At 40.8% G+C, this 22,437-nt stretch carries 19 protein-coding genes and 1 other RNA gene; 10 read left to right on the top strand and 10 right to left on the bottom strand.

Going from position 1 to position 22,437, the window contains the following annotated elements:
* Positions 1-36: 36 nt before the first annotated feature.
* The gene (locus NQT65_RS15140; protein ID WP_256851483.1) at positions 37-1,158 is read right to left on the bottom strand and encodes a 4-phosphoerythronate dehydrogenase; all 1,122 of its coding nucleotides are present in this window, start codon (positions 1,156-1,158) and stop codon (positions 37-39) included.
* A 112-nt stretch (positions 1,159-1,270) separates the two neighbouring features.
* Positions 1,271-2,485: a beta-ketoacyl-ACP synthase I gene (gene fabB, locus NQT65_RS15135; protein ID WP_004588393.1), complete on the bottom strand. Its 1,215-nt coding sequence runs from the start codon at positions 2,483-2,485 to the stop codon at positions 1,271-1,273.
* A gap of 181 nt (positions 2,486-2,666) precedes the next feature.
* Here fabB and mnmC point away from each other — a divergent pair, with 181 nt between their 5' ends.
* The 4 genes from mnmC to NQT65_RS15115 all read left to right on the top strand — a co-directional run bounded on the left by mnmC (position 2,667) and on the right by NQT65_RS15115 (position 7,498).
* Positions 2,667-4,676, top strand: a complete 2,010-nt coding sequence (mnmC, locus tag NQT65_RS15130) for a bifunctional tRNA (5-methylaminomethyl-2-thiouridine)(34)-methyltransferase MnmC2/FAD-dependent 5-carboxymethylaminomethyl-2-thiouridine(34) oxidoreductase MnmC1 (protein WP_256851482.1) — start codon at positions 2,667-2,669, stop codon at positions 4,674-4,676.
* A 270-nt stretch (positions 4,677-4,946) separates the two neighbouring features.
* Positions 4,947-5,270, top strand: a complete 324-nt coding sequence (locus NQT65_RS15125) for a hypothetical protein (RefSeq protein ID WP_029772569.1) — start codon at positions 4,947-4,949, stop codon at positions 5,268-5,270.
* A 169-nt stretch (positions 5,271-5,439) separates the two neighbouring features.
* Positions 5,440-6,075, top strand: coding sequence for an SDR family oxidoreductase (locus tag NQT65_RS15120; protein WP_054983048.1), 636 nt, complete (start codon positions 5,440-5,442; stop codon positions 6,073-6,075).
* Between the two features lie 355 nt (positions 6,076-6,430).
* Positions 6,431-7,498, top strand: a complete 1,068-nt coding sequence (locus NQT65_RS15115) for a hypothetical protein (protein WP_256851481.1) — start codon at positions 6,431-6,433, stop codon at positions 7,496-7,498.
* Positions 7,499-7,584: 86 nt separating this feature from the next.
* Here NQT65_RS15115 and ssrA read toward each other — a convergent pair.
* Positions 7,585-7,941: a transfer-messenger RNA gene (gene ssrA, locus NQT65_RS15110) on the bottom strand.
* A gap of 266 nt (positions 7,942-8,207) precedes the next feature.
* Between ssrA and NQT65_RS15105 the strand changes: the two genes are divergently transcribed.
* Positions 8,208-9,833 (top strand): flagellar assembly protein A, encoded by a 1,626-nt coding sequence (locus NQT65_RS15105; protein WP_256851480.1) that lies wholly within the window; start codon positions 8,208-8,210, stop codon positions 9,831-9,833.
* Here NQT65_RS15105 and rnt read toward each other — a convergent pair.
* On the bottom strand, positions 9,817-10,509 hold the full coding sequence (rnt, locus tag NQT65_RS15100; RefSeq protein WP_029774102.1) for a ribonuclease T: 693 nt from the start codon (positions 10,507-10,509) through the stop codon (positions 9,817-9,819). The genes NQT65_RS15105 and rnt overlap by 17 nt on opposite strands.
* Before the next feature lie 363 nt (positions 10,510-10,872).
* On the opposite strand from rnt, the gene NQT65_RS15095 reads away from it, so the two are divergent.
* Positions 10,873-11,751, top strand: coding sequence for a flagellar protein MotY (locus NQT65_RS15095; protein ID WP_024032261.1), 879 nt, complete (start codon positions 10,873-10,875; stop codon positions 11,749-11,751).
* A 13-nt stretch (positions 11,752-11,764) separates the two neighbouring features.
* Here the strand turns inward: NQT65_RS15095 and NQT65_RS15090 are convergent, their stop codons facing one another.
* Complete coding sequence (locus NQT65_RS15090; protein ID WP_256851479.1) at positions 11,765-12,652, bottom strand: DMT family transporter; 888 nt, start codon at positions 12,650-12,652, stop codon at positions 11,765-11,767.
* Positions 12,653-12,858: 206 nt separating this feature from the next.
* Between NQT65_RS15090 and NQT65_RS15085 the strand changes: the two genes are divergently transcribed.
* Entirely contained in the window at positions 12,859-14,061 is a 1,203-nt protein-coding gene (locus tag NQT65_RS15085; protein ID WP_256851478.1) for an aromatic amino acid transport family protein, read from the top strand.
* Positions 14,062-14,105: 44 nt separating this feature from the next.
* On the opposite strand, the gene ggt is transcribed toward NQT65_RS15085, so the two are convergent.
* Positions 14,106-15,779, bottom strand: a complete 1,674-nt coding sequence (ggt, locus tag NQT65_RS15080; protein ID WP_256851477.1) for a gamma-glutamyltransferase — start codon at positions 15,777-15,779, stop codon at positions 14,106-14,108.
* Positions 15,780-15,874: 95 nt separating this feature from the next.
* Positions 15,875-16,411: a GNAT family N-acetyltransferase gene (locus NQT65_RS15075; protein ID WP_256851476.1), complete on the bottom strand. Its 537-nt coding sequence runs from the start codon at positions 16,409-16,411 to the stop codon at positions 15,875-15,877.
* 57 nt (positions 16,412-16,468) lie between these two features.
* Between NQT65_RS15075 and NQT65_RS15070 the strand changes: the two genes are divergently transcribed.
* Positions 16,469-16,837: a hypothetical protein gene (locus NQT65_RS15070; protein WP_024032265.1), complete on the top strand. Its 369-nt coding sequence runs from the start codon at positions 16,469-16,471 to the stop codon at positions 16,835-16,837.
* A 237-nt stretch (positions 16,838-17,074) separates the two neighbouring features.
* Here the strand turns inward: NQT65_RS15070 and NQT65_RS15065 are convergent, their stop codons facing one another.
* Positions 17,075-17,413, bottom strand: coding sequence for a P-II family nitrogen regulator (locus tag NQT65_RS15065; protein WP_004588371.1), 339 nt, complete (start codon positions 17,411-17,413; stop codon positions 17,075-17,077).
* A 179-nt stretch (positions 17,414-17,592) separates the two neighbouring features.
* On the opposite strand from NQT65_RS15065, the gene NQT65_RS15060 reads away from it, so the two are divergent.
* Positions 17,593-18,144, top strand: a complete 552-nt coding sequence (locus NQT65_RS15060; RefSeq protein ID WP_126007785.1) for a GspH/FimT family pseudopilin — start codon at positions 17,593-17,595, stop codon at positions 18,142-18,144.
* A gap of 79 nt (positions 18,145-18,223) precedes the next feature.
* Positions 18,224-18,754 (top strand): GspH/FimT family pseudopilin, encoded by a 531-nt coding sequence (locus NQT65_RS15055; protein WP_096041389.1) that lies wholly within the window; start codon positions 18,224-18,226, stop codon positions 18,752-18,754.
* A 28-nt stretch (positions 18,755-18,782) separates the two neighbouring features.
* On the opposite strand, the gene NQT65_RS15050 is transcribed toward NQT65_RS15055, so the two are convergent.
* Together NQT65_RS15050 and NQT65_RS15045 are read right to left on the bottom strand one after the other, a co-directional pair.
* Complete coding sequence (locus NQT65_RS15050; RefSeq protein WP_024032268.1) at positions 18,783-19,205, bottom strand: type IV pilin protein; 423 nt, start codon at positions 19,203-19,205, stop codon at positions 18,783-18,785.
* A gap of 9 nt (positions 19,206-19,214) precedes the next feature.
* Entirely contained in the window at positions 19,215-22,436 is a 3,222-nt protein-coding gene (locus NQT65_RS15045; RefSeq protein WP_256851475.1) for a PilC/PilY family type IV pilus protein, read from the bottom strand.
* Position 22,437: the final 1 nt, after the last annotated feature.

The raw sequence follows: 22,437 nt of genomic DNA, 5'->3' as shown, positions 1-22,437 counted from the left end.
TCTTTAAGCAGTGTTAAAACAACACTACTAGTTAAATTAGTTTGCGGTGTTAAAGCCAAGCTGAGCGAGTGCATCTGTATGCTGTGCACTCCCTTTTACCGTTAAAGTGCTAAACTCACGCCTGACTGGGTAGTTTTTACGTAAACTATCAAACCCGTCTTTTGCTAAGTTGCGCAGCAAAATGCCATCATCACGGCGTACGTCGTAAATTAAATGCACTAAACGCGCAATATCAGCCTCAGTAAAGCTGCTTTGTAAACTTAGGCTTGTAACAGCAGGTTGTGGTAAAAAATCAGCGAGAGATTTTTCTGCGGTTACGCCTTTTAATTTACACAATGCTTGGTACAGCATTTGTGTGCCGCGGGCTTTTCCTTCAAGGGTATGGCCGGCAATGTGCACGCTGGCATAGCGCACATGATCAAGCAATGGAATTAAAATGTTAGGCTCGTTTTCCCAAACATCCAAAACTAAATCTAAGTCTGCCCCTTGCTCCATAACCGATAACAAAGCTTGATTATCAATTACTTCTCCACGGCTCGCATTTATAACTGCTAACCCAGGCTTTAACGCTTTAAGGCGTTTTTCATCAATTAGATGATGCGTTTTGTGCTCACCGGTTTTAATCAGCGGTACATGAAAGGTAACCGCATCTACGCGCTCAAGTAGTTCGTCAAGCTCAACATGCTCGGCTAATAAGCCCTGCTCATGTTTAATTGGGTCACATAATAAAACATCAACATTAAGTGCTTTTAGTTTTTGTGCTAAACAGCTGCCAATGTTACCCACCCCAACAATACCTATTGTTTGACCACATAAAGGGGCTGCGTTTTCTTGGCTTAAGGCAAACAAGCTACTTATTACGTACTCAGCCACCGCAATTGCATTGCAGCCAGGGGCACTACTAAAGGCAATGCCTTTATCGTTTAGTAACTGTGTATCTATATGATCAACACCAATAGTGGCGGTACCTACAAAGCTTAATTTATTAGCGTGGGCAAGCAAGTCACTGTTTACTTTAGTAACCGAACGCGTAAGTAATACATCAACACCAATTAACGCATCGGGTGTTAAGTTTCGTCCATCAAAGCGCGTTACCTCACCAAAGTCTGCAAAATACTGCTCAACTAAAGGCATGTTTTGATCGGCAAGAATCTTCATTGGGGAGTCCGTATGGCAAAATAAGGCGCTATTGTAACGAACAACCGAGCCATTACACAAACTAAAAAGCCGAGCAATGCTCGGCTTTTAATCACTATAAAGAGAAAACGAATTAACCTTTATATTTGCTCATAACTAATGTGGCGTTTGTACCACCAAAGCCAAAGCTATTAGACATAACAGTATTAAGCTGTGCATCACGGCGCTCAGTTACAATGTTAAGGCCTTGTGCTTGCTCATCTAGCTCATCTACGTTAATAGATGGCGCTACAAAGTCGTTTTCCATCATTAAAATTGAGAAAATAGCTTCGTGAACACCCGCAGCACCTAGTGCGTGACCCGTTAATGATTTAGTCGCACTAATAAGCGGCGAGTTACCACCAAATACTTCTTGAATGGCGCCTAGCTCTTTAACATCCCCTACTGGCGTAGATGTACCGTGCGTGTTTAAATAATCAATTGGTGTATCAACGCCTTGCATTGCTTGGCGCATACAGCGTACTGCGCCTTCACCTGAAGGTGCTACCATGTCGTAGCCATCAGATGTAGCACCGTAGCCTACAATTTCTGCGTAAATATGTGCGCCACGAGCAAGTGCATGCTCAAGCTCTTCTACTACAACAATACCGCCACCAGCAGAAATAACAAAACCATCGCGGTTTGCATCGTACGTACGAGATGCTTTTTCTGGTGTTTCATTATATTTGGTAGATAACGCGCCCATTGCGTCAAATTCCATTGCAAGGGTCCAGTGGAGCTCTTCACCACCACCGGCAAAAATAACATCTTGCTTGCCTAATTGAATTTGCTCAACAGCGTGGCCAATACAATGTGCAGATGTTGCACACGCAGAGCTTATAGAATAGTTAACGCCTTTAATTTTAAATGGCGTTGCTAAACAAGCCGATGTCGTACTTGCCATCGTACGCGGAACCATATAAGGACCTACACGCTTTACGCCTTTTTCGCGCAAAATATCGGCCGCTTCTACTTGCCACTTTGAAGAGCCACCACCAGAGCCAACTAATAAACCCGTGCGCTCATTAGATACTTGCTCATCAGATAAGCCAGCATCTTCAATTGCTTGCTTCATAGAAATATAAGAGTAAGCAGCAGCATCACCCATAAAGCGCATTGCTTTACGGTCTACGTGTTCTTTAACATCAATATCAATTTTGCCCGATACATTACTACGTAAGTTGTAATCGGCAAATTCTTGGTTAAAAGCAATACCGCTTTTGCCCGCTTTTAGTGACTCTAATACTTCTTGTTTGTTATTACCGATGCTTGATACAACACCGATACCCGTAATTACGGCTCTTCTCATGGGTAATTCCCTTAGCTTGATACTAAATTACTGTGTATTTTACGCTGTTTTTAGGTGTTAAGTGGTCAGCTTTCTAGCGTACACCTGTACTCTGAATTTAATAGCTTATAAATAACGCCAGACTATTTCAAAGAAAACCCGTAAAATAATTAAAAAATACTGTCTAAAAATTTAATAAGTCATGATAAAAAACGCCCAAATACACTTTAATGAAGTAGGCACACCGGTAGCCGATAACTTTGACGATGTTTATTTTTCTAATGACGACGGCCTTGCTGAATCGCATTACGTGTTTTATCAACAAAACAATATAGAGGCGCGGTTACAAAATCATGACCAAACGCATTTTGTTATTGCCGAAACCGGTTTTGGTACTGGTTTAAACTTTTTAAATGCATGGCAACACTTTAATGACCACCTTGCCAATCAACAAGTTCAAAATCAAGTAGACAAACGGGTTAAGCGATTGCATTTTATTTCGTTTGAAAAATACCCGCTTAATGCTGATGATCTAAAAAAAGCACTGCAAGCGTGGCCAACATTAAACAAGCTTAGTGACGAATTAATAACGCACTATCCTATAAACTTAGGCGGCTGTCATCGCATAGAATTTAATAACGGCCAAGTTATTCTTGATTTGTATTTTGGCGACGTGCTTGATTCAATAAATGCAATGAGCTACCCGCAATCAGGAGTGGTCGATGCGTGGTTTTTAGATGGCTTTGCACCAAGTAAAAACCCTGACATGTGGCAACAAAGTGTGTTTAATGCCATGGTTGATATATCGCGCAAGCATGCAACACTTGCCACATTTACCGCTGCAGGCTTTGTACGCCGAGGCTTAATAGCTGCAGGCTTTAGCATGCAAAAAGCGAAAGGCTTTGGCCGTAAACGCGAAATGCTGATAGGCCAATTAGCACACGCTAATAGTGCACAGTCATCACCCCCGTACTTTGATCAACCCCCTGCCAAACTAGAGCATGTTGCTGTAATTGGCGGAGGGATTGCGAGTAGCTGTATTTTGCACAGTTTGGCTAAGCGTGGCATTAAAAGTAGCCTATTTTGCCAAGATGAAAAACCAGCTATGGGCGCTTCACATAACGTACAAGGCGCGGTTTACCCCCATCTGCAAGCTAAAAACTCACCTCATAGTGAATTATTTGCGCACAGTTTTTTATACGCTAAACGCAGTTACCAGCAACTACTAAAAAACGGCTTTAATTTTGATTATAGCTGGTGCGGTGTACTGCAACATGCGGTTAAAAAGCCTCTTGCCGATAAACATCAAAACTTAGAACAAAAACAGTTATGGCCTCAAGCCTTAATGCGCAATGTAACTGTAGAGCAAGGAGATAAACTGGCAGGCGTAAAAACCGACTACTCCGGCGTTTATTTTGAGCAAGGCGGTTGGGTAAACCCACCCCAGCTAGTTGAGGCAATGCTAAAAGCGGCCAATAGCCTTAACCCCATTAATAGCTATTTTAATTGCCATATACAGCAGCTTACTAAAACCGATGCAGGCTGGTATTTAACCCACAAGCATACCCAATATGGCCCTTTTAGTGATGTAATAATATGTGCAGGTGAGCATAGCGATGCGTTTGAACAAACAAACGCATTACCTATTGTAGGGGTACGTGGTCAAGTATCGCATATTCAAGCGAGTGAACAATCTAAGCAGCTTAAAACCGTGTTGTGCCATAAAGGTTATTTTACCCCCGCCTATTTAGGTAAACACTGTATGGGCGCTACATTTGAAAAAAACACAAAAAGTCGCGCCGTTACAGAAAAAGACAACCAGCTAAACCATGAGCAACTACTTAGCTTTTACCATCAAAGCGACTTTGCCACCACATTAGGTAACATCACCTGTGCTAAAGCAGCTGTGCGCTGCACGTTTATAGATCACTTACCAATGGCAGGACAATGGTGTGAGCAAAGCGATTACAGCACCGCCTTTGCTAATTTACGCCTAGGTAAACGCTATCAATACTCACCTCTATGCAAGCCACAACAAGGCTTACATATTTTTACCGGATTTGGAGCGCGCGCATTATGCAGCGCACCGTTATTAAGCGAGCACTTTATTAGCACGTTAAATAATGAACCACGCCCACTCAGCGAGCGTGTAAGCCAAGCCGTTCACCCTGCGCGTTTTATAGTGCGTGATTTAATACGAAATAAAATTTAAATGACATCATTCATTTTTTGCGTAAAATAATAACCATAAAAGGAATTTATACCAATCCGCTTAATTAAGTGATCAATTTTGAGGCTGGAAAAACGTGTTGATGGCTAGGCAAAAAACTCGCTATTTAGTTGCTCTAAAAGAGAATTTTTTTAAAAAAGGTAACGACACGGTTAGCACCGCAAAATGATCAAGTATTATTGCGCACTGGTAATATATAACCAATGCGCACCATATGTATGAATGCGGATGGGTATCAATAAAAGGATAACAATGAAAGCTTTAACCTGTGCTGTAACATTACTCGCCGCTATATCGTTTAACACATTTAGCCAAGACGTAACCGCCATCCCCTTACCTGAAGAATTCATCACCACCATGGATGTAACTGGCGAATACCCGCTGGTTAGAACAGGGTATTTAGCTGCTTCTATTGATGCTATTTCTAAATTTTATCAGCAGGCCCTTGGTGATCCCATTAACAGCAAAGGCGATAATAACTACCGCACCCTTTACTATAACTACCAAAACCATGCTGTTCGCATCAGTTTATACCATCATAATTATGTTACCGAAGTCAGCATAATGATTGAATAAACACGGCAAAAAGCGACTAATTTTCACGCTCAGTTCAGACTCCTACTTTATTCACCAGCAAATTTATTATTTGTGAAGAATAATCATGTTTTACCCTTTAAAAACGAATACCTACCCCAAGGTCTATTTGTACTAAATACCTTTACACTAAATTGAGAAGGAATTAATTATGAGTAAGACCCTAATTATTGGCGCTAGCGGACAAATTGGTAAAATGGCAACCAAATTGCTTTTAAACAATGAGCAAAATGTATCTGCATTAGTGCGTGATAAAAGTAAGTTAGATGATTTAGATAGTCCATTTTTAAGCATTGTGGAGCAAGATCTCGAAGGCGATTTTTCTGGTGCGTTAAAAGATTGCGATCAAGTTATTTTTGCTGCTGGCTCGGGCGGAAGTACAGGCACAGATAAAACCGTGCTTATTGATTTATGGGCAGCCACCAAAGCAGCAACGTATGCTAAAGAGCATGGCGTAAAACATTTTATTATGATTAGCTCTATTGGCGCTGACGATCCAGACTCAATAGAAAGTGACTTAAAACCTTACTTAGTTGCCAAACATATGGCCGATGAGCACCTTATCAACAGTGGCTTAAACTACACCATAGTACGCCCAGGTGGGCTGACCGATGAAAGCGCCTCAATGAAAGTAACCACCGAGCGTCCAAACGATCGTTCTAAAGCTAAAATTAGCCGCGAAAACGTTGCCAATGCCCTATTACATATTGCTACTAACGCATTTAATGGTAACCGCGTTTTTGAACTATTTGACGGCGAAACGCCCATTAAAGCAGCCGTAAAATAAACACTCTGGTTGCCCTTTGTAAACCCCCTTGCAAAGGGCAACGTATTTAAATGCTAAATCGCACGCGCCCTCTCTTGCTTCACTATATTTATTAAATGTAAACAACACGTTTAAATCGCTTTATAAAAGCCTACACACCGCGTTCCTAATAAAACAACATGAAAAACAAGCACTTCCACTAAAATCACCGCAAAACAATGCGTTAAAAATTTAACAGAGTAAATTTTGTTCAGGCTTTTTTACTAGTTTAATAAGGCTAAATACTAGAAACCCCTTATTTTATCTGGTAAATTAACAGCGTGTTAAAACAATAATAAAAATTCCTCAATGGAAGTTGCACGAATAAGGACATAGCGTGAGCGCCTCATTTAAAATTATTTTTAATGGTCAGTTACACCAAAATGCTGACATTAGTACCGTACAAGAGCAACTCTGTCAGTTTTTAAAAATTCCCCATAATGTCGCTGTAAAGTTATTTGATGGCCGAGCCTACGCACTCGTCAAAGACCTATCGAGTATTGATGCAGTTAAAACAGAATCTAAACTAAAAAGTTTTGGTTTAATCACCAAAGTAGAACCGCACGCAAGTGTAAGGGCACCCCAAAGTGCCGCGGGTACTAAACTGGTTGTTGCTCACAATGAGCCTGCAGTAAAAAAAATAGCTAATACAATAACCAGCATTAAAAAGTCCAGCGTAAATAGCCCAACCGCCTTGTCCAAATTAGCACTGCAAAGCGCATTATTTTTTTGTTATAGCTTATTATTCATCTGCCTTATTTGCTCAGCAGTAATAAGCTTTAACACACTTAAAATGAGTATGATAGACAGCTCATCAGCTTCGCCCTCAACAACATTAAATTACGTTCATTATAAGCAGTACTTAGCAAATCAAAAAAAGCACCCAGAAGTCACCTTGCCTAACACCCACAACACAGATGAGCTTAACCAAGTGGCGCAGCAAAAAATTGATAGCTATTTTGCTCGTTTTTCAACGCATATAAACAGTTACGCAAAAATTCTAAAGCAACCAAATATAAACAGCATGGGCGCAGAAAGGTTAAAGCAGCACCTACAAGAAATAGATGCGCTAGGCACTGAACATGTATTTTGGGAGCAGTTAATTAACCTTGCTAAATCGCTTAATAACGACGCCCATGTAATGAACAAGCTTGGTAATGATAACCCTGATAAAATTCAATGGATAAACGCCGTTGATTGGATAAGCCAAAGCTACATTAGGCAACAACAAAATAAGCCTGACGCTTTGCCCGTCACGCCTACAAACACACAACTCGCCAAGTCACCGATATTAGATTTAACTCTGCTAATTAGCTTAATGTCGTTTTTAACGCTTATTATTATTAGTATTAAAATGAAAGTAAGATCGATAAAAATGAAGCTAGCCACTGCAAGCACAGAATAGATTAAAGCCATAAAAAAACCGCCAATCTGATTGCTCAAATTGGCGGTTTTTTATGGTTTTTAAGTAACGAACTTAAATACCTGTATTGGTGGAGCTGGGGGGATTTGAACCCCCGTCCGAAAAGCCTCGACCGTCGGTACTACATGTTTAGTATTGTCATTTAATTAACCTTTAAATCCCGGACAAACACGGTAGGTAAAGGCGAGGCCGCTTAGTTTTAACGCTTCAACCCCGGCCAGGGTTTCCGTCGCGATCAGGTGTTAGGGTGACACTCCAAAATCCAGTCCACAAGAATACATGGAAGGAGCGCTAGCCAGCCTAAGCTGCTAGAGAGTAGTTATCGTCGTTTGCGATTACTTTAAATTGCGGCTTTTTTACGAGGCAAACCGCACCTCGACATGCACCTCAGGCTTCTTGAATTCCGTCGAATCCTAATCAGCCCCTGAAATATGAATTTCTTTCAGTGAGGGCAGTATAACTGAGTAAACGACTGATACTCAAGGGGTGTGACACTTTTATTTTAGCTAACTGAATCAACTGAACAGTAAACAAGCACAAGTTTGTAAAAAAGCAAACAAATACCGAACATTTACTTAACATACCGGTCAAGTTGTGCTCAAATAAGGAGTTAAATTTTACACTAGCTATAAGGCTTTAGTAGTAAAAGTAATAATCATAATAACAGGCATATTACGTAGGGAATTTATAAATGTCGGTTTTTTTATTTAATGAACAAACGGGTGAGCTGGCGTTATCTGCACACCCTATTGATAATGGATTTCCGGTGACGAGTGCTCAACTTATTGAGCTGCTTGAACAGTCAGATTATTGCGAGTTTGAAGTACTCTCTAGCAATATTGGTAAGTTATTTTCACCGAGTAAAAATTATCAGCAAGAATCATTAGTAATTGCCAAAGCCACGGACGCGAGCATTGTTATTAACGTTGATGAAAAAAACATGGTTGCAGTGGCTACGCTTACCACGGCCAAAGGCGGCGCATTACTCTCAATGGAGGCAGCTCAAGCAGCTTTAGTTAAAGCCGGTGTAAAAAAAGGCATTAGCCCTCGCGCACTTGATACGTTTTTAGGTCAGCAGTTTTCTCACCCTGCAGGTACATCATACAGCGCTATTGTGGCTCATGGCCGAAACCCTAAAGAAGGTAGTGATGCGAGGTTTGTTCGCCTTTGCTCTACTGCGCAAGACCGCGTACTTAGCCCCCAAGCAAAAGAAGGTGGCAAGGTCGATATGAAAGACCTCGGCGCGATTATTACGGTAAAGCCCGGCACCCCTTTAATGCAGCGAGTAGCTGCTACTCCAGGTGAAGATGGCTATACGGTTTTTGGCGATATGATCAAGGCAACACCTGGTAAAGAGCATCAATTACAGCCCTTTGAAGGCACAAAAATAGACCCTAATAACCCAAACATGCTCATTGCCGATTGTAAAGGTGTGCCTGTGGCCTTACCTAGAGGCATGCGGGTTGACGATGTTTTGTGTTTTCATAACGTAGATGTAAGTACAGGCCACGTTGATTTTGATGGCAGTGTAATTATATCTGGTGACGTAAAAGACGGTATGCGGGTTAAAGCCAATGGCGATATTACTGTATTAGGGTTTGTTGAATCAGGCACAATTGAAAGCCAAAGCGCGGTAACTATTATGCTCGGCGCTATTGGCCGTAAGCGTGAAAATGAAGAAGCATTTACGTGTGAAATTTCAGCCCAGCGTACTATTTCTATTGGCTATGCCCAGTACTGTAATATTAAAAGTGCGCAAGATTTATTTATAGAACGCCAAGCATTGCATTGTAATTTAAGTGCAAGGCGCTTAATACGTGTAGGTAAAGCAGGTAACCCTCGCGGCAAAATAATTGGGGGGAATATTCTTGATGCTATGCGTATAGAAACAGGTGAACTAGGTGCGCCGGCAGGGACTAAGACCCGTGTGTTTTTAGCTCAAAACTGGCATGAACTGCGCTCAAAGCAGTCTCAAATAATTGATTTTGAAAAAGTGTTGGCAAGTAAAACATCTGCACTTAAACAAGCTAAAGAAAAAGCGATAAAAATTCCAGTTGCTGCTCAACGCCAAAAGCTACTAGATAAAATTGCCGCTAATGAGCAGCATATAAAAACTCGCGCTATGCACGTACAACGTCAAAAAAGATTGGTGAAGCAAAAAATTTCTCAGCTATTGGCAACTAGCCGACTTAAAATTAATGAAATAATGCACCCAGGTGTGGAGCTTAAAATAGCAAAAGACACAAAACAGTTTTCGCGTATTTACCCACCCCACTTAGTAAAACTTTCTGAGGGAAAAATCACTCAGTCGTTTTAGTATCCTCTTCAGTGTTTTCAGTTTCTTGGGCGTCACTTTCAGGTAGTGGCGCTAACGGCCAGCCCCCTAGTTCTTGCCAACGATTTACTATTAAACAATATAGCTCTGCTGTGCGTTCTGTATCGTAAAGTGCCGAGTGTGCTTGGCTGTTATCAAACTCAATCCCCGCGGCTCTACATGCTTTAGCCAGTACCGTTTGGCCTAAAGCTAACCCTGCAAGCGAGGTTGTGTCGAAACTCACAAATGGATGAAATGGCGTACGCTTAATATTGTTACGCTCAATGGCTGCATTTAAAAAGCCATGATCAAAGGCTGCATTATGTGCCACTACAACTGAGCGTTGACACCCAGCAGCTTTTTGCGCTTTACGTACTGCTTTACAAATTTCTTTAATTGCTTCGTCTTCTGGTACAGCGCCGCGCAACGGGCTAAACGGGTCTATGCCGTTAAATTCAATTGCGGCTTGTTCAATATTAGCGCCTTCAAAAGGCTCTACATGAAAATGAACTGTATGGTCTATGCTGAGTAACCCTTCGTCATCCATTTTTAAAATTGATACGGCAATTTCAAGTAAGGCGTCGGTTTCTTTATTAAAGCCGGCGGTTTCTACATCAATAACAACAGGAAAAAAGCCGCGAAAGCGTTGTGCGAAAAGTGTTTGCTCAGTATTTGCCATAGTCTTCTTGGTTTATGAGGATAAGCTCACTATTATGTCAAAATTGGGGGCTACTCGGCTAGGGCTTTATAAATTATTTAATTAATATATTGTAGGCATGCTATTTGCTTTTAAATAACTGCTAATTGTATTGGCTGTTATTAATCCCCATCGCATTAAATTACGGATACTAGTAAGGCGCCTTGAAAATAGCGCAATAACAAGGCGAAAATTATTTATAGCTTTGTTCTATATCAATAAGTTTAACGCAGTAAGACGGCTATTTAATACGATACAAAGATTATTTTTTTAATTAAGTTGGTACAGAGCCCTACTTTAGCCGTACGCCAAAATATTGGCTTAGTAGATTAACCGGAGCGTTTTATGAAGTGTAAGTTGTTTTTTATTAGCGTAAGCCTTGGCACCGCCTTGATGAGTTATTCATCGCAAGCGGCTATGCGCCAATACAGCGCAAATCAAGATAACTCCAATTGGGAAGTTATAAAAACAACGCGCTTACAGTGTCAATTAAACCACGAAGTGCCCTACTACGGTGAGGCCATATTTAAGGCATCGGCCAGTAAAAACAAAAACCTAACTTTTAATCTAGATATGGTTGTGCGCCCCGACAATTACGATATAGCCGGTTTAAAGGCGGTGCCACCAGCATGGCGTTCAGGCCTGCCCGCGCGTGATATAACCACGATGAAGTTACTTAAAAAGTTTGATGGTGAGCTTGGTAATAAAACCGCATGGGAAATGCTAACTGAACTTGAAAAAGGGTTTCATCCTACCTTTTACTACCAAGACTGGCAAAATAGTGCCGACAAAATTGCCGTTGGTATTTCAAGCGTTAATTTTAAACAAGCCTATTGGGCGTTTTTGCAGTGCCGCGATGAGCTTTTACCATACAGCTTTGAAGATATTTCATTTACTGTAATGAACTACCAATCAAATAGCAGTAAGCTCACTAAAGAGTCGCAAAAGCGCTTAGATAAAATTGCTGAGTATTTAAAAAATGACACCAGTATTGAGTCTATAAGTATTGATTCGTATACCGATAGCTACGGTGGTCGTTGGAATAACTTAGATTTATCGCGTAAGCGTGCTAAAGCTATAAAAGATTATATGGTCAGCTTAGGGGTTGATGAGGGCAAAGTACAAACCACAGGCCTAGGTGAAAAACGTTTTGTTGATACTAACGAAAATATTTTAGGGCGAAATAAAAACCGTCGTTTAATTATTCAAATAGCAAAAATGTAACCGCCCTAAACTGCTAACTACCGCTGCGCCGCTTTATGAGCTTATCGCCAAACTGAAAAAACGTTAGGCTCAAAAATATAATTATGGCTCCTATAATGAGCTCCTGACTTAAAGGCTCGTTATTAAGTAATGCGCCTAGCGCTAATGCAAAACTTGGTGTAATTAAACTACTTAAGGCTACAGTACTGGCGTTTAACTTTTGTAATACATGAAAATACGCTAAAGCCCCTACAATCGAGCCAAAAATACCTAAATACGCAATACTCCATAACGAGCGAGCACTCCAATAGTCCATACTTATTTGCCCATCTACCAGCCACCACAACAGTCCAAATAAAGGAGTAACAAAAACCAGCGCTCCAAAAGTGGTTGCCATAGGATGAATAGCAATTTTTACACGTTTGATCATCACCCCACTGAGACTAAATAAAATAACCGCCAATAACACATACATCAGCCCTATGCCCTGAGTTTGTGAGGTTTGTAGCTGGTTATAACTTACAAAATAAAGACCTATTAATGCACAGCTCAGTGCTATTAATTTAATAGGGCTAAATTTAGGCTCATTAAGTAACCTTTGTGCTAAAAAGCCAGAGAGAATAGGCGCAAGGCCAAACACTAACGAAATAATACCTGAAGGTACTGTGGTAGCTGCCATGTAACTTAATGACATACCGCCAAAAATACCCAAACTGGAGTATGCATATAACGTGCACGCGTTTTTGCTCCAAGGTACACGAATATTGGCTATAGCAACAATTAACCCAGCAACAAATAAGCCTATAATCATGCGCATTAAAACGGCGAGCGTTGGTGCTACAGTTTCACTGCTCCATACAATACCTAAAGGCGTAGTACACCAAATAATGACAAGTAGTAAATAAGATAATTTAACTGGCACACGCCATTCCTTTGCACTGAGGAGGTAGAAACCCTATTAAAGTAAATTATACGCGCGAAAGTAATACGCAGTACATATATAAACGCCTAAATACAGCTGTAAATTCATAGTTACATTATTATTTACCGGCATTTATTACAAAACTATTTATGTTTTAAGTAACTAGTTATATCTTGAGTGCCTCTCACACATTTTAGGATAGTTAAGTGCTTAAAAATAAAACAATAGGCAGCATGTTAATTGTTGCAGGCACCACCATAGGCGCAGGTATGCTGGCATTGCCAATTGCCTCTGCAGGACTTGGGTTTAATACCGCGCTTGCACTGATAATAGCCAGTTGGTTACTGATGACCTACACCGCTTTATTAATGCTAGAGCTCCACCAATACGCCCCTAGAGATGCAACGTTAAACACTTTAGCAAAGCGCTGGTTAGGAAAACGCGGCCAGTACGTTGCTAACTTTTCGATGATATTTTTGTTTTACGCCCTGTGCGCAGCCTATATTGCTGGGGGTGGCGCGCAGTTGCAGTCGCGTATTAGTAGTGATTTGAGCATAAACATAGCGCCCCAAATTGCATCTATTGTTTTAGCCATTGTAATAGGTAGCGTGGTTACTTTAGGCACCAGTAAAGTAGATAAACTTAACCGCGTGTTATTTACGATTAAAATTTTAGTACTGGGCAGCTTGTTTTATATGCTTACACCCTATGTACAAGGTAAGCACTTACTTGAAATGCCCGTTGAGCAAGGGCTGATTTTATCTGCCTTACCCGTTATTTTTACCTCGTTTGGTTTTCATGGCTCTATTCCGTCAATTGTTAAGTATGTGGGGCTAGAAACAAAAGTATTGCGTAAGGTAATGATTGCAGGGGCTGCTTTACCTTTAGTGATTTATATTTTTTGGCAACTGCTTAGCCAGGGGATTATGCAGCAAAGTGATTTACTCAATAGTAATGGCTTAACAGGTTTTGTAGAGAGCGTGGCAAATATTGCGCATAATCCGCAGGTAACAAGCGCTGTTACACTGTTTGCCGACTTAGCATTGGCCACCTCTTTTTTAGGTGTTAGCTTAGGGTTATTTGATTTTTTTGCTGATGCATTTAATAAAGGCGACACCAAATCAGAAAGAATAAAAACCGCACTAATTACTTTTATTCCCCCTTTAGGGTTTGCGTTATTTTACCCTCAGGGATTTATAATGGCGCTAGGCTATGCAGCCATCGCCCTTGTGGTATTAGCAATATTTTTACCGGTTTCTATGGTGTATAGGCAGCGTAAATCGGGCCCTCAAACGGGATACCAAGTGCGAAGTGGTAATATGGGATTAGCGGTGGCAGGGCTGTGCGGCGTTGTGATTATTGTCGCCCAATTTATGCAAATGTTGGGATTAGTACCCGCTATTGGTTAATAAAAAATCTAACCCCTTTAGCTTAAAGGGGTTAGTTAAAAATGTTAAAATACCCGAGACTCACCACGGCCTGTAGCCTGAGAAGCTGCTTGTAACTCACCGTCTTTATTTACAATAACCTGCAAATCGCCAAAACGGCGCTCATCCAGTGTGTAGCCCATTTTTATAAGTTCAGCTTGAGTATTTTCACTGAGCCCTGCGTGTGTCCTGATCACGTTTTTAGGCCATAACTGATGATGAAACCGCGTGCTATTAACAATATCGTTGGCGCCCATGTTAAATTCAACCGCATTTAAAATAGATTGATACACCGAGCTAATAATTGTTGTGCCCCCAGGCGAGCCTGTGACCATTTTAACGCGGTTGTTTTTGAGCAGTATGGTTGGCGACATTGAGCTAAGCATACGCTTTTGTGGCTGAATTTCATTGGCTTTACCGCCGAGCGCACCAAAGGCGTTCATTACCCCAGGTTTAGCGCTAAAGTCGTCCATTTCGTCATTTAATATAAAGCCTGCACCTTCAACCACAACGCCACTACCAAAGCTTAAGTTAATCGTTGTGGTATTGGCCACTGCATTACCCATTTTATCAATAATAGAAAAATGCGTGGTTTGTTCACTTTCTTTGAGGCCTGGTTTAATGTTTTCGGTTGTTGAAATAGCTGTTAAAGAAATATCTTTACTGCGCGCTTTTAGGTAATCAATATGAGTAAGTTCAGTCACTGGTACATCAAAAAAGTCCGGATCGCCCAAATACTCTGCTCTATCGGCAAACACACGTTTACCTATTTCAGCAAGTAAATGTACGTATTGAGTAGAGTTATGTACCAGCCCCATTTCACTTTTTTTAAGCTCAAACATTTTTAGCCACTGCAAAATAGCTATTCCGCCAGAGCTAGGCGGTGGAGAGGTTAATACTTCATAACCGTTCCAGTTAGCTTTAATCGGCGTGCGCGACACAGCCGTGTAATTAGCCAAATCAGTTTCGTTAATAATGCCGCCGTGCTGGTGCATAAAGTTGGCAATAATGCGGGCCGTTTCGCCTTTATAAAACCCGTCTTGACCGTTATCTCTTATGCGCTTTAAAGTAGCGGCTAGCTCTGGCTGTTTAAAAACCTGATTTGCTTTTATATCTGCAAAATAGTGTTTAAAATTTACATTTATATTTTGTTTGTCTAAATGAGCAATGTATTGTGCGACCCCTTGAGCCAATTTGGGCGGCACTTTAAAGCCTTGCTCTGCTAAGGTAACCGCAGGCTGTAATAATGTTTGCCATTTTAAGGTGCCGTGTTTTTGATGCGCCAGCCACATACCGGCTACGCTCCCTGGTACACCACTTGCGTGAATACCATAAATTGACTTGTTTTTAATTACATCGCCCTTGGCATCTAAATACATATCTCTGTGCGCTGCTTGAGGAGCCGTTTCGCGATAGTCTATAAAGTCGCCTTTTCCCTCTTTTTGTATAAGCATAAAGCCTCCCCCGCCAATATTTCCGGCTTCGGGAAGCGTTACCGCTAATACAAATTGCGCAGCAATAGCCGCATCAACAGCATTTCCACCTTGTTCTAAAATAGCTTGTGCTGTATCTGCACTAAACGAGTCAGGCATTGCGACAGCGCTTTTAGTAACTTGCTCCGCCTGCACGCTAAATATACAAAATTGTGCAATCAACACACTCTTAACAATGAGCCGGCTTGGTCGAAAGAATAACCCCATAAAACATCCTTACTTTATTATTTGAATCTCGCTTGGCTCATTTATGCATACCATAGAATGTTAGGTCAATGTTTATACAAGTAATTTTTTGTATGCTATAACGCCTTTGCGTATAAAACGGCATCCAAATCGCCTTGTTCATCAGTGTGTATATAGTTTTTGACCCAGCTAAACCCCAGCTTTTGCATGACGCTAATTGAAGCTTTATTATCGGCCAGTGCCATTGCTGATAGTGTTTTTATCTCTGGCTGCATTTTTAAGGCGTTACATAATGCTCTAGCCGCCTCCGTTGCATAACCCTGTCCCCAACTAGATTGCTTAAAGCGCCACCCTATTTCAATATTTGTAAAATCGGGAGTTTGAGTAAAAAAGTGCATAGGCCTAATCAGCACCCACCCTATAAAAGAGTCCTCTTTTTTAAGGGTGATTTTCCACAGCCCCCAGCCTTTGTTTGCATTTTTATAGGCAAGCATTCTGGGGATCCCTATTTCTTTAATTTGTTTTAATGTCGAAGGCGTTCCCCGGTTTATGTATTTCATTACCGCGGGGTCTTGATCTAGTTCATGCAGCAGCGGCCAATCGTGTTCATTCATTAATTTGAAATTTAAGCGTGTTGTTACAGGTGTGTTCATCTTCGCTGTTCTATTATTAAATGGAATTAATTATTTGTCTCTAAGGAGAGATAGCACATGAACAAATTAGCAGGTTTAGCTTTATTAGGCACTTTAATTACACTAACGGGCTGTGAAGATGCTCAGGAAGTACAAGAAGATGCAAAAGATAAAAGCGCGCAAATGCAAGAGCAGCTTGGTGATACATGGAACGATGTAAAAGATAAAGCCACAGAGCTTAAAAATGATGAGTCATTAAATGAGTTGCTTGAACAAAGTAAAGCAATGGGCTTAGACATGTACGACGATGGCAAAGAAATTGCCGTTGATGCATGGATAAAAAGCAAAGAAGCAGCCGGTGAATTAACCGAAAAAACGAAGCAAAAAGCGCAAGAAATCGCTGAAGAAATTGAAGAAGCGCGTGAAGAACATGCTGAAAAACAGTAATATTATTGATACTAATTCATTTAATTAAGTAATTTTCTTTGGGGTAAAAACATCGTTTAGTAAGTAAAAAATTGCTATTTAGGTGTTCTTAACAAGCGTTTTTAACGCACTTAGCGTGGGGCTTAGCCCCTTAAAACACTTAATTATTATTGCTGATTGGTATTAAATAGTATTTACAAAAAAAGGCTGCAAATAACATTATTTGCAGCCTTTTTATTTATGCGCTTATTACTATAATTAAATTGCTTCTTCGTCTTCTTCTGCGGTGCGTATACGTACTACACGCTCAACGTCTGTGACAAATATTTTACCATCACCAATTTTGCCTGTTTGCGCTGTTTTTACTATTACTTCTATAGCGCGTTCAACATCTTCATCGGTTAGCACAATATCAAGTTTTACCTTAGGTAAAAAATCCACCATGTACTCAGCGCCACGGTAAAGTTCTGTGTGACCTTTTTGACGACCAAAACCTTTTACTTCACTTACAGTCATACCCGTAATACCTACATCTGATAGGGCTTCGCGTACGTCGTCTAACTTAAACGGTTTGATGATTGCTTCTATTTTTTTCATGCTCACTACTTATTAAAGCTTTAGTTGCCTCGATTTTAGACAATCATGGAGTTCATAGCAAACAAAGCAATTGAATTCGATGATAAAACAACCAAGCGTGGTATAATTATTTATAAGTCTGAATTATAAATCTTTCTCAACTAGCTATAATAATAACAAATGTAGTAGGTATAAATAATATGAAAAAATTCCAAACCGGTTTAACTTTATTAGAGCTCATGGTGGCAGTAGCCATAGTCGGTATTATCGCCTCTATAGCTCTTTGGGACAGTAGCGATATGCTTGAGGAGAACCGCGCTGAGAATTTCTTGCTTGAACTAAAGCGCAATATTAGCTTTGCTCGCTCACAAGCTGCCAGTACAGATGAAATTGTTGTTTTGTGCCCTACTGGCCAAGGTAAAATTAAAAACAGCGAAGACACTTTCAACTGCAACAAAAAGTGGGACGAGAATAAAATTATTGTTGTATTTATCGATGTAGATAACGATGGGCACTATAACGGCGCTTCCGATACGCTGCTTAGAGTAATGGAAGAAATATCAGATAACGACAAGTTAACCTTTACAGGAAATGAGCGTCGCCTTCGTTTTAATACCAGTGGACGAATTACCACAAACCCAGGTGACTTTGTTTTTTGCCCCAATGGTGGCACTGAAAATAATAAAGCGCTTACTTTATCGCAATCAGGTACTGCTTTTTATGCCGGTGACAGTGCACTTAAATGCGGTTAAAAAACATACAATTTAGGTTGTCATATTTTTATCATTTACTACACTGAGTTAATACATTTTTTGACTCAAGGCTTCAGGGATGAGGTTATCTACCCAAACTCAGGCTGGCTATACGCTTTTAGAATTAATGGCATCTATTGCTATTGTGAGTATTGTTAGCCAAATTTCTCTATCGGTTTTTCCTGACTTTTTAGCGAAAAACCGAGCTGACAATCATGTTAGTTTGCTGCACAGAAACATTAATTATGGCCGCCTTTACGCCATTGAAAATGGCACTTATGTTACTTTGTGTGCTTTAAAAGATAATCAATGCACTAAAGATGAGTGGGATGGGCAAATGTCGCTGTTTATTGATAACGACAAGTCTACGTCATTAGACACCGACGACTTATTAATAAGCACATTTGAAAAAATCCATGATGCAGATTCTATGCAATACCCCCGAAGTGCAATTACCTTTCGGCCCGATGGCTCTTTAAATGGTTTTCAAAATGGAACATTTATATATTGCCCAAATAAAGATAAAGCCAACCTTGAGGGGCTGGCTTTATCGGTCAGTCAAACAGGCCGTATACGAATTAAATCAACCGACAAATGTCAGAGCGACTAGTTAACCCGATTAAGTTAACCCGATTAAGTTAACGTCCCCAGCAATACTCAACATCTGAATTACCTTTACTGCCTTTTGCGCCTTTATAGCCTGTGTCAGTAATTGTAATTTGCGTGCAGTCACCGTCGCCTTTTACAGCACCCGCAATAGGTTTTGCAGTAATTGTAAACGTATTATCGTCATCATCCACATCAATCGACAGCTCAAAATGGCCGTTTTCTGTGGTCTCTTGTATACCTAAGTCTGAGAATGTCTCTGTGTACTCACGATTATCTACAAAGTACTGCTCTTGTTTGTTTGCAGCATCTAAAAGCGCCGCTGCGGCCTCGGCTCGAGAAGAGCGTTTAACATACTCTGTATAATTAGGCAGTGCTATTGAGGCTAAAATACCTACAATAGCTACGGCTATCATTAACTCTATCAACGTGAATCCGCGTGCTTGTTTATTCATTAATATTCCTTAATCATCAATTTCATCATTTTCTTCACGTTTATAAATATAGGTTTGTTGGGTTTTAAAGCCAAACCCTACACTATCATCGTCATTCACTAATTGTACGGTACCATCTACAACCGTTAAGCCTGGGCCCATTATTTCTACTGGCTTCATTGGGTTTTGTGCATCTTCGCCTTTTATTCCCGGCCCAATAAGGTAAAACTGGCTTTCTTCGGTCACTTCAATGGTTGGGTTATCATCACAAAAGCCGTCGCCATTTCCATCGGCACAAGAGGGGCCTTCACCAAAGTACAATTGTGGTGTATCAGGTACATCATAGCTAGTGGTAAACTTTAAGTCGTCATATACCTTGGTGCCATAATGTAAATGGAACGCATACAACGAGCCGCCACCGCCACTTAACGAACATTGGTTCTCTGTAGAGGTTTCTGATGATGGAGTAAAGCTTGTATAGTAAGCGACACCGCCCACCACTGTGGCTGCTGCTAAAGATTTTTCGCCTGTGCCTAATTCATAGCGCCAGCCTTTAAATTTAGCTAAATCGACTTCTAAATCAACAAACTCATCTACATCATCAAGTGCATTACCAAACGGGTCGCTGTTCATTAGCATTAAATCTGCTGGTTTAATCGCTGAAGGGGCGCTAGTGAATGACTGAGTTACTGTATTTTCATCTCTTATCATAAACAGCTGATCGTCTTCATTTGTACCTGTTGGTTTTGAGCGATTTCCGCTGCCTATTACAATAGCGTCATACGGCGTATCTAAACGTGTAATCACTGTTTCACCATTAATCGTTGTTTCACTTACTTTGCTATAAAGTGTACGTGCCACCAACGGCTGGTAAAAAAAGCGACGGTCTTGGCTTGCTAAACTGCTACCAAGCTCTGCAAGTTTAAAGTGCGTAAAATTACTGGTGCTTGTGCCTGGCATGTCTATACGCCAAATATCGCCCCCGGTATCGGCAGCATAAATTCTGTCAATGTAACCATCGTAATCTGAATCAAGCGTAGAAACATTTGCTGCAATCGAGTGCTTGCCTTTAAATCCATTTTCGTTTGGCGTTAAAGCCCACACTTTTTTACCTGTTTCAGCTTCTACTATATAAATACCGCGACCAACCGAGTCTTCACTTCTTACCACGGCATCTTTATTTGTATCGTACCCTGCACCAAAAACGAGTAATGGCTTATCACCAAATGCTTTTATGTACGCTATTTGGGGTTTTGACCACGTTTGAGCTAGCTCTTTAAAATCGCCAGTACCGCCTTCTATAGGGTTATCCCATAGTTTTTTAGGCTGATCGGGGTTAGTAATATCAAAGGCGTAATAGTTTTTTCCACCACGGCGCATACCTGCAAATGCCCACACGTCGTCACCATCGCTTGCATCAACAATACCATCGTTAATGCCTTCGTCATTTAAGCTTTTATCACTAAAGTAAACACTGATTGGGCCGTCCATCCCGTAGAGTTTACCGGTGTCTTCATTGCGTAAAGGCTGAATAATATCGTAAAGATCAGAGGGAATGAACGCCCAGCTTTCGGTCACTTGGTTATTGGTATCATCGTCTTTAAACATATGTAAAAAGCCGGCATTAGTACCAATCAATATGCGTATGTCGTCATTGCCATAGTCGATTGCCACTGGCTTAGAATGTAAAGGGTCGCCAAAAATATCGCTGCGTTGATCGGTGTTTGAGCCATCGTTGTCTTCATCGTCAACATCTATCCCCATTGCCCATTTTATATCTGAACTAGCTAGGCTAATCGGGTTATTGGTGACTAAATCTAAAATATCGCTCACAATATTAGTAGTAAACTCAACTATATCGCCTTGCTTATCTGTATAGAGGTTGCGTCTTTCTTCAGCTGGAGTCCCCGTAAGTGTAGCTAAATGATAGTTTACACCCCCTTGTGCAACTAAGTTACCATCGGCAGACTGGCCATCTGGCAACCAAAATGTTTTAGCATCGGTATCGATTAAACCATCAGAATCAAGCGCTGTATTATCTGCAGAGTCAACTATTTCGCTGCCTGATACTTTTAATTTTTTTAAATTCCCACCCCATCGGGTGTTTGTTTCTGGGTAAAACATGGCAAAGTAAATGGCATCACGGCTACGTGTTTGGTCTACGTTGTTACTTGCTACCGAAGGCGAAGAGAAGCTATCGTTTACTTCACGAATACGAGAAATAGCACTATTTAGCGAGTTAGAAAGCTCATCTGGGGTGCTTGCTGGTAAGTTTTCACCGCCACCCAATAAGGCTGCACGTCTTAAAAGTTCTTGCCCGCTTGCACTCATACCTGAACCAAAACCTATAGTGTATAAGCGGCCTGTTTCGTGGATATCGGCAGTGGCAGGGTATAAATCAACGGTAACATCACTTGTACCATGAATAATTTTAGCCATTTGGTGTAAGTAGTTACTGTAATAACTATCGGTATTCCAGTTTAATGGCTCTCCAAAGTACTTTTCGTGTTCATCACTAATATCACTATCGCTGCCGTTATCATTAGAAGGGTCGCCATCAGTCATATAAATAATGTTGATTGAATTATCACAACGAGCCGCTTCAGCTTCACTGTCTGCAAAGGGCGATATATAAGTATAACTTGTTTGGGTATCAACATAATCATAACAGTACTCTTGACGATTTCGCCCTCGTCCGATTGTATAGCAGTATTCTTTCACTACTTGGGTGGTAGTTGTATCTTCTACGCTTGTATCTCGCTCAAAGGTAGAGGCATCTAGGCCATACCCCACCCCTTTACCAGTAATATACAGATAAGCTTCCCATAACGTTTCGGTTAGAGGGGTGCCACCATTGGCTGGGAGAGCTGCGATGGAGCTGCGCACTATAGATGAGTCACTACCAACACCATTTACAACATAGCCGCCCTCAGAATCACTTTTAAATCGCATCAAACCAAAATCAATAGAGTCTTCGTTATCTGATACCACTTTTGTCATAGCATATTGTGCTGCCGCAAGGCGACTATCTGCACATAAGTAGTAACCAGTTTGGTTGCTAAAGCCACAACTATTACCATTAGAGGATGAAAACGCCATACTGCCTGATGTATCAAATATGAGTAAAACCCTTGGTTTCTCATCTAAATCTAAATCATGATTTACATAAAGCTCTATATCTTCAGCAACTGCTGAAGCGCTCAGTGCTAAACCAAGTAAAGAGACCAATGGCTTATTAAGATTAAATTTCATT

Source organism: Pseudoalteromonas agarivorans, from assembly GCF_024518735.1.
Lineage (GTDB): Bacteria > Pseudomonadota > Gammaproteobacteria > Enterobacterales > Alteromonadaceae > Pseudoalteromonas > Pseudoalteromonas atlantica.
The sequence above is the reverse complement of the archived record's forward strand: the minus strand, read 5'-3'. Positions and strand labels throughout refer to the sequence as shown.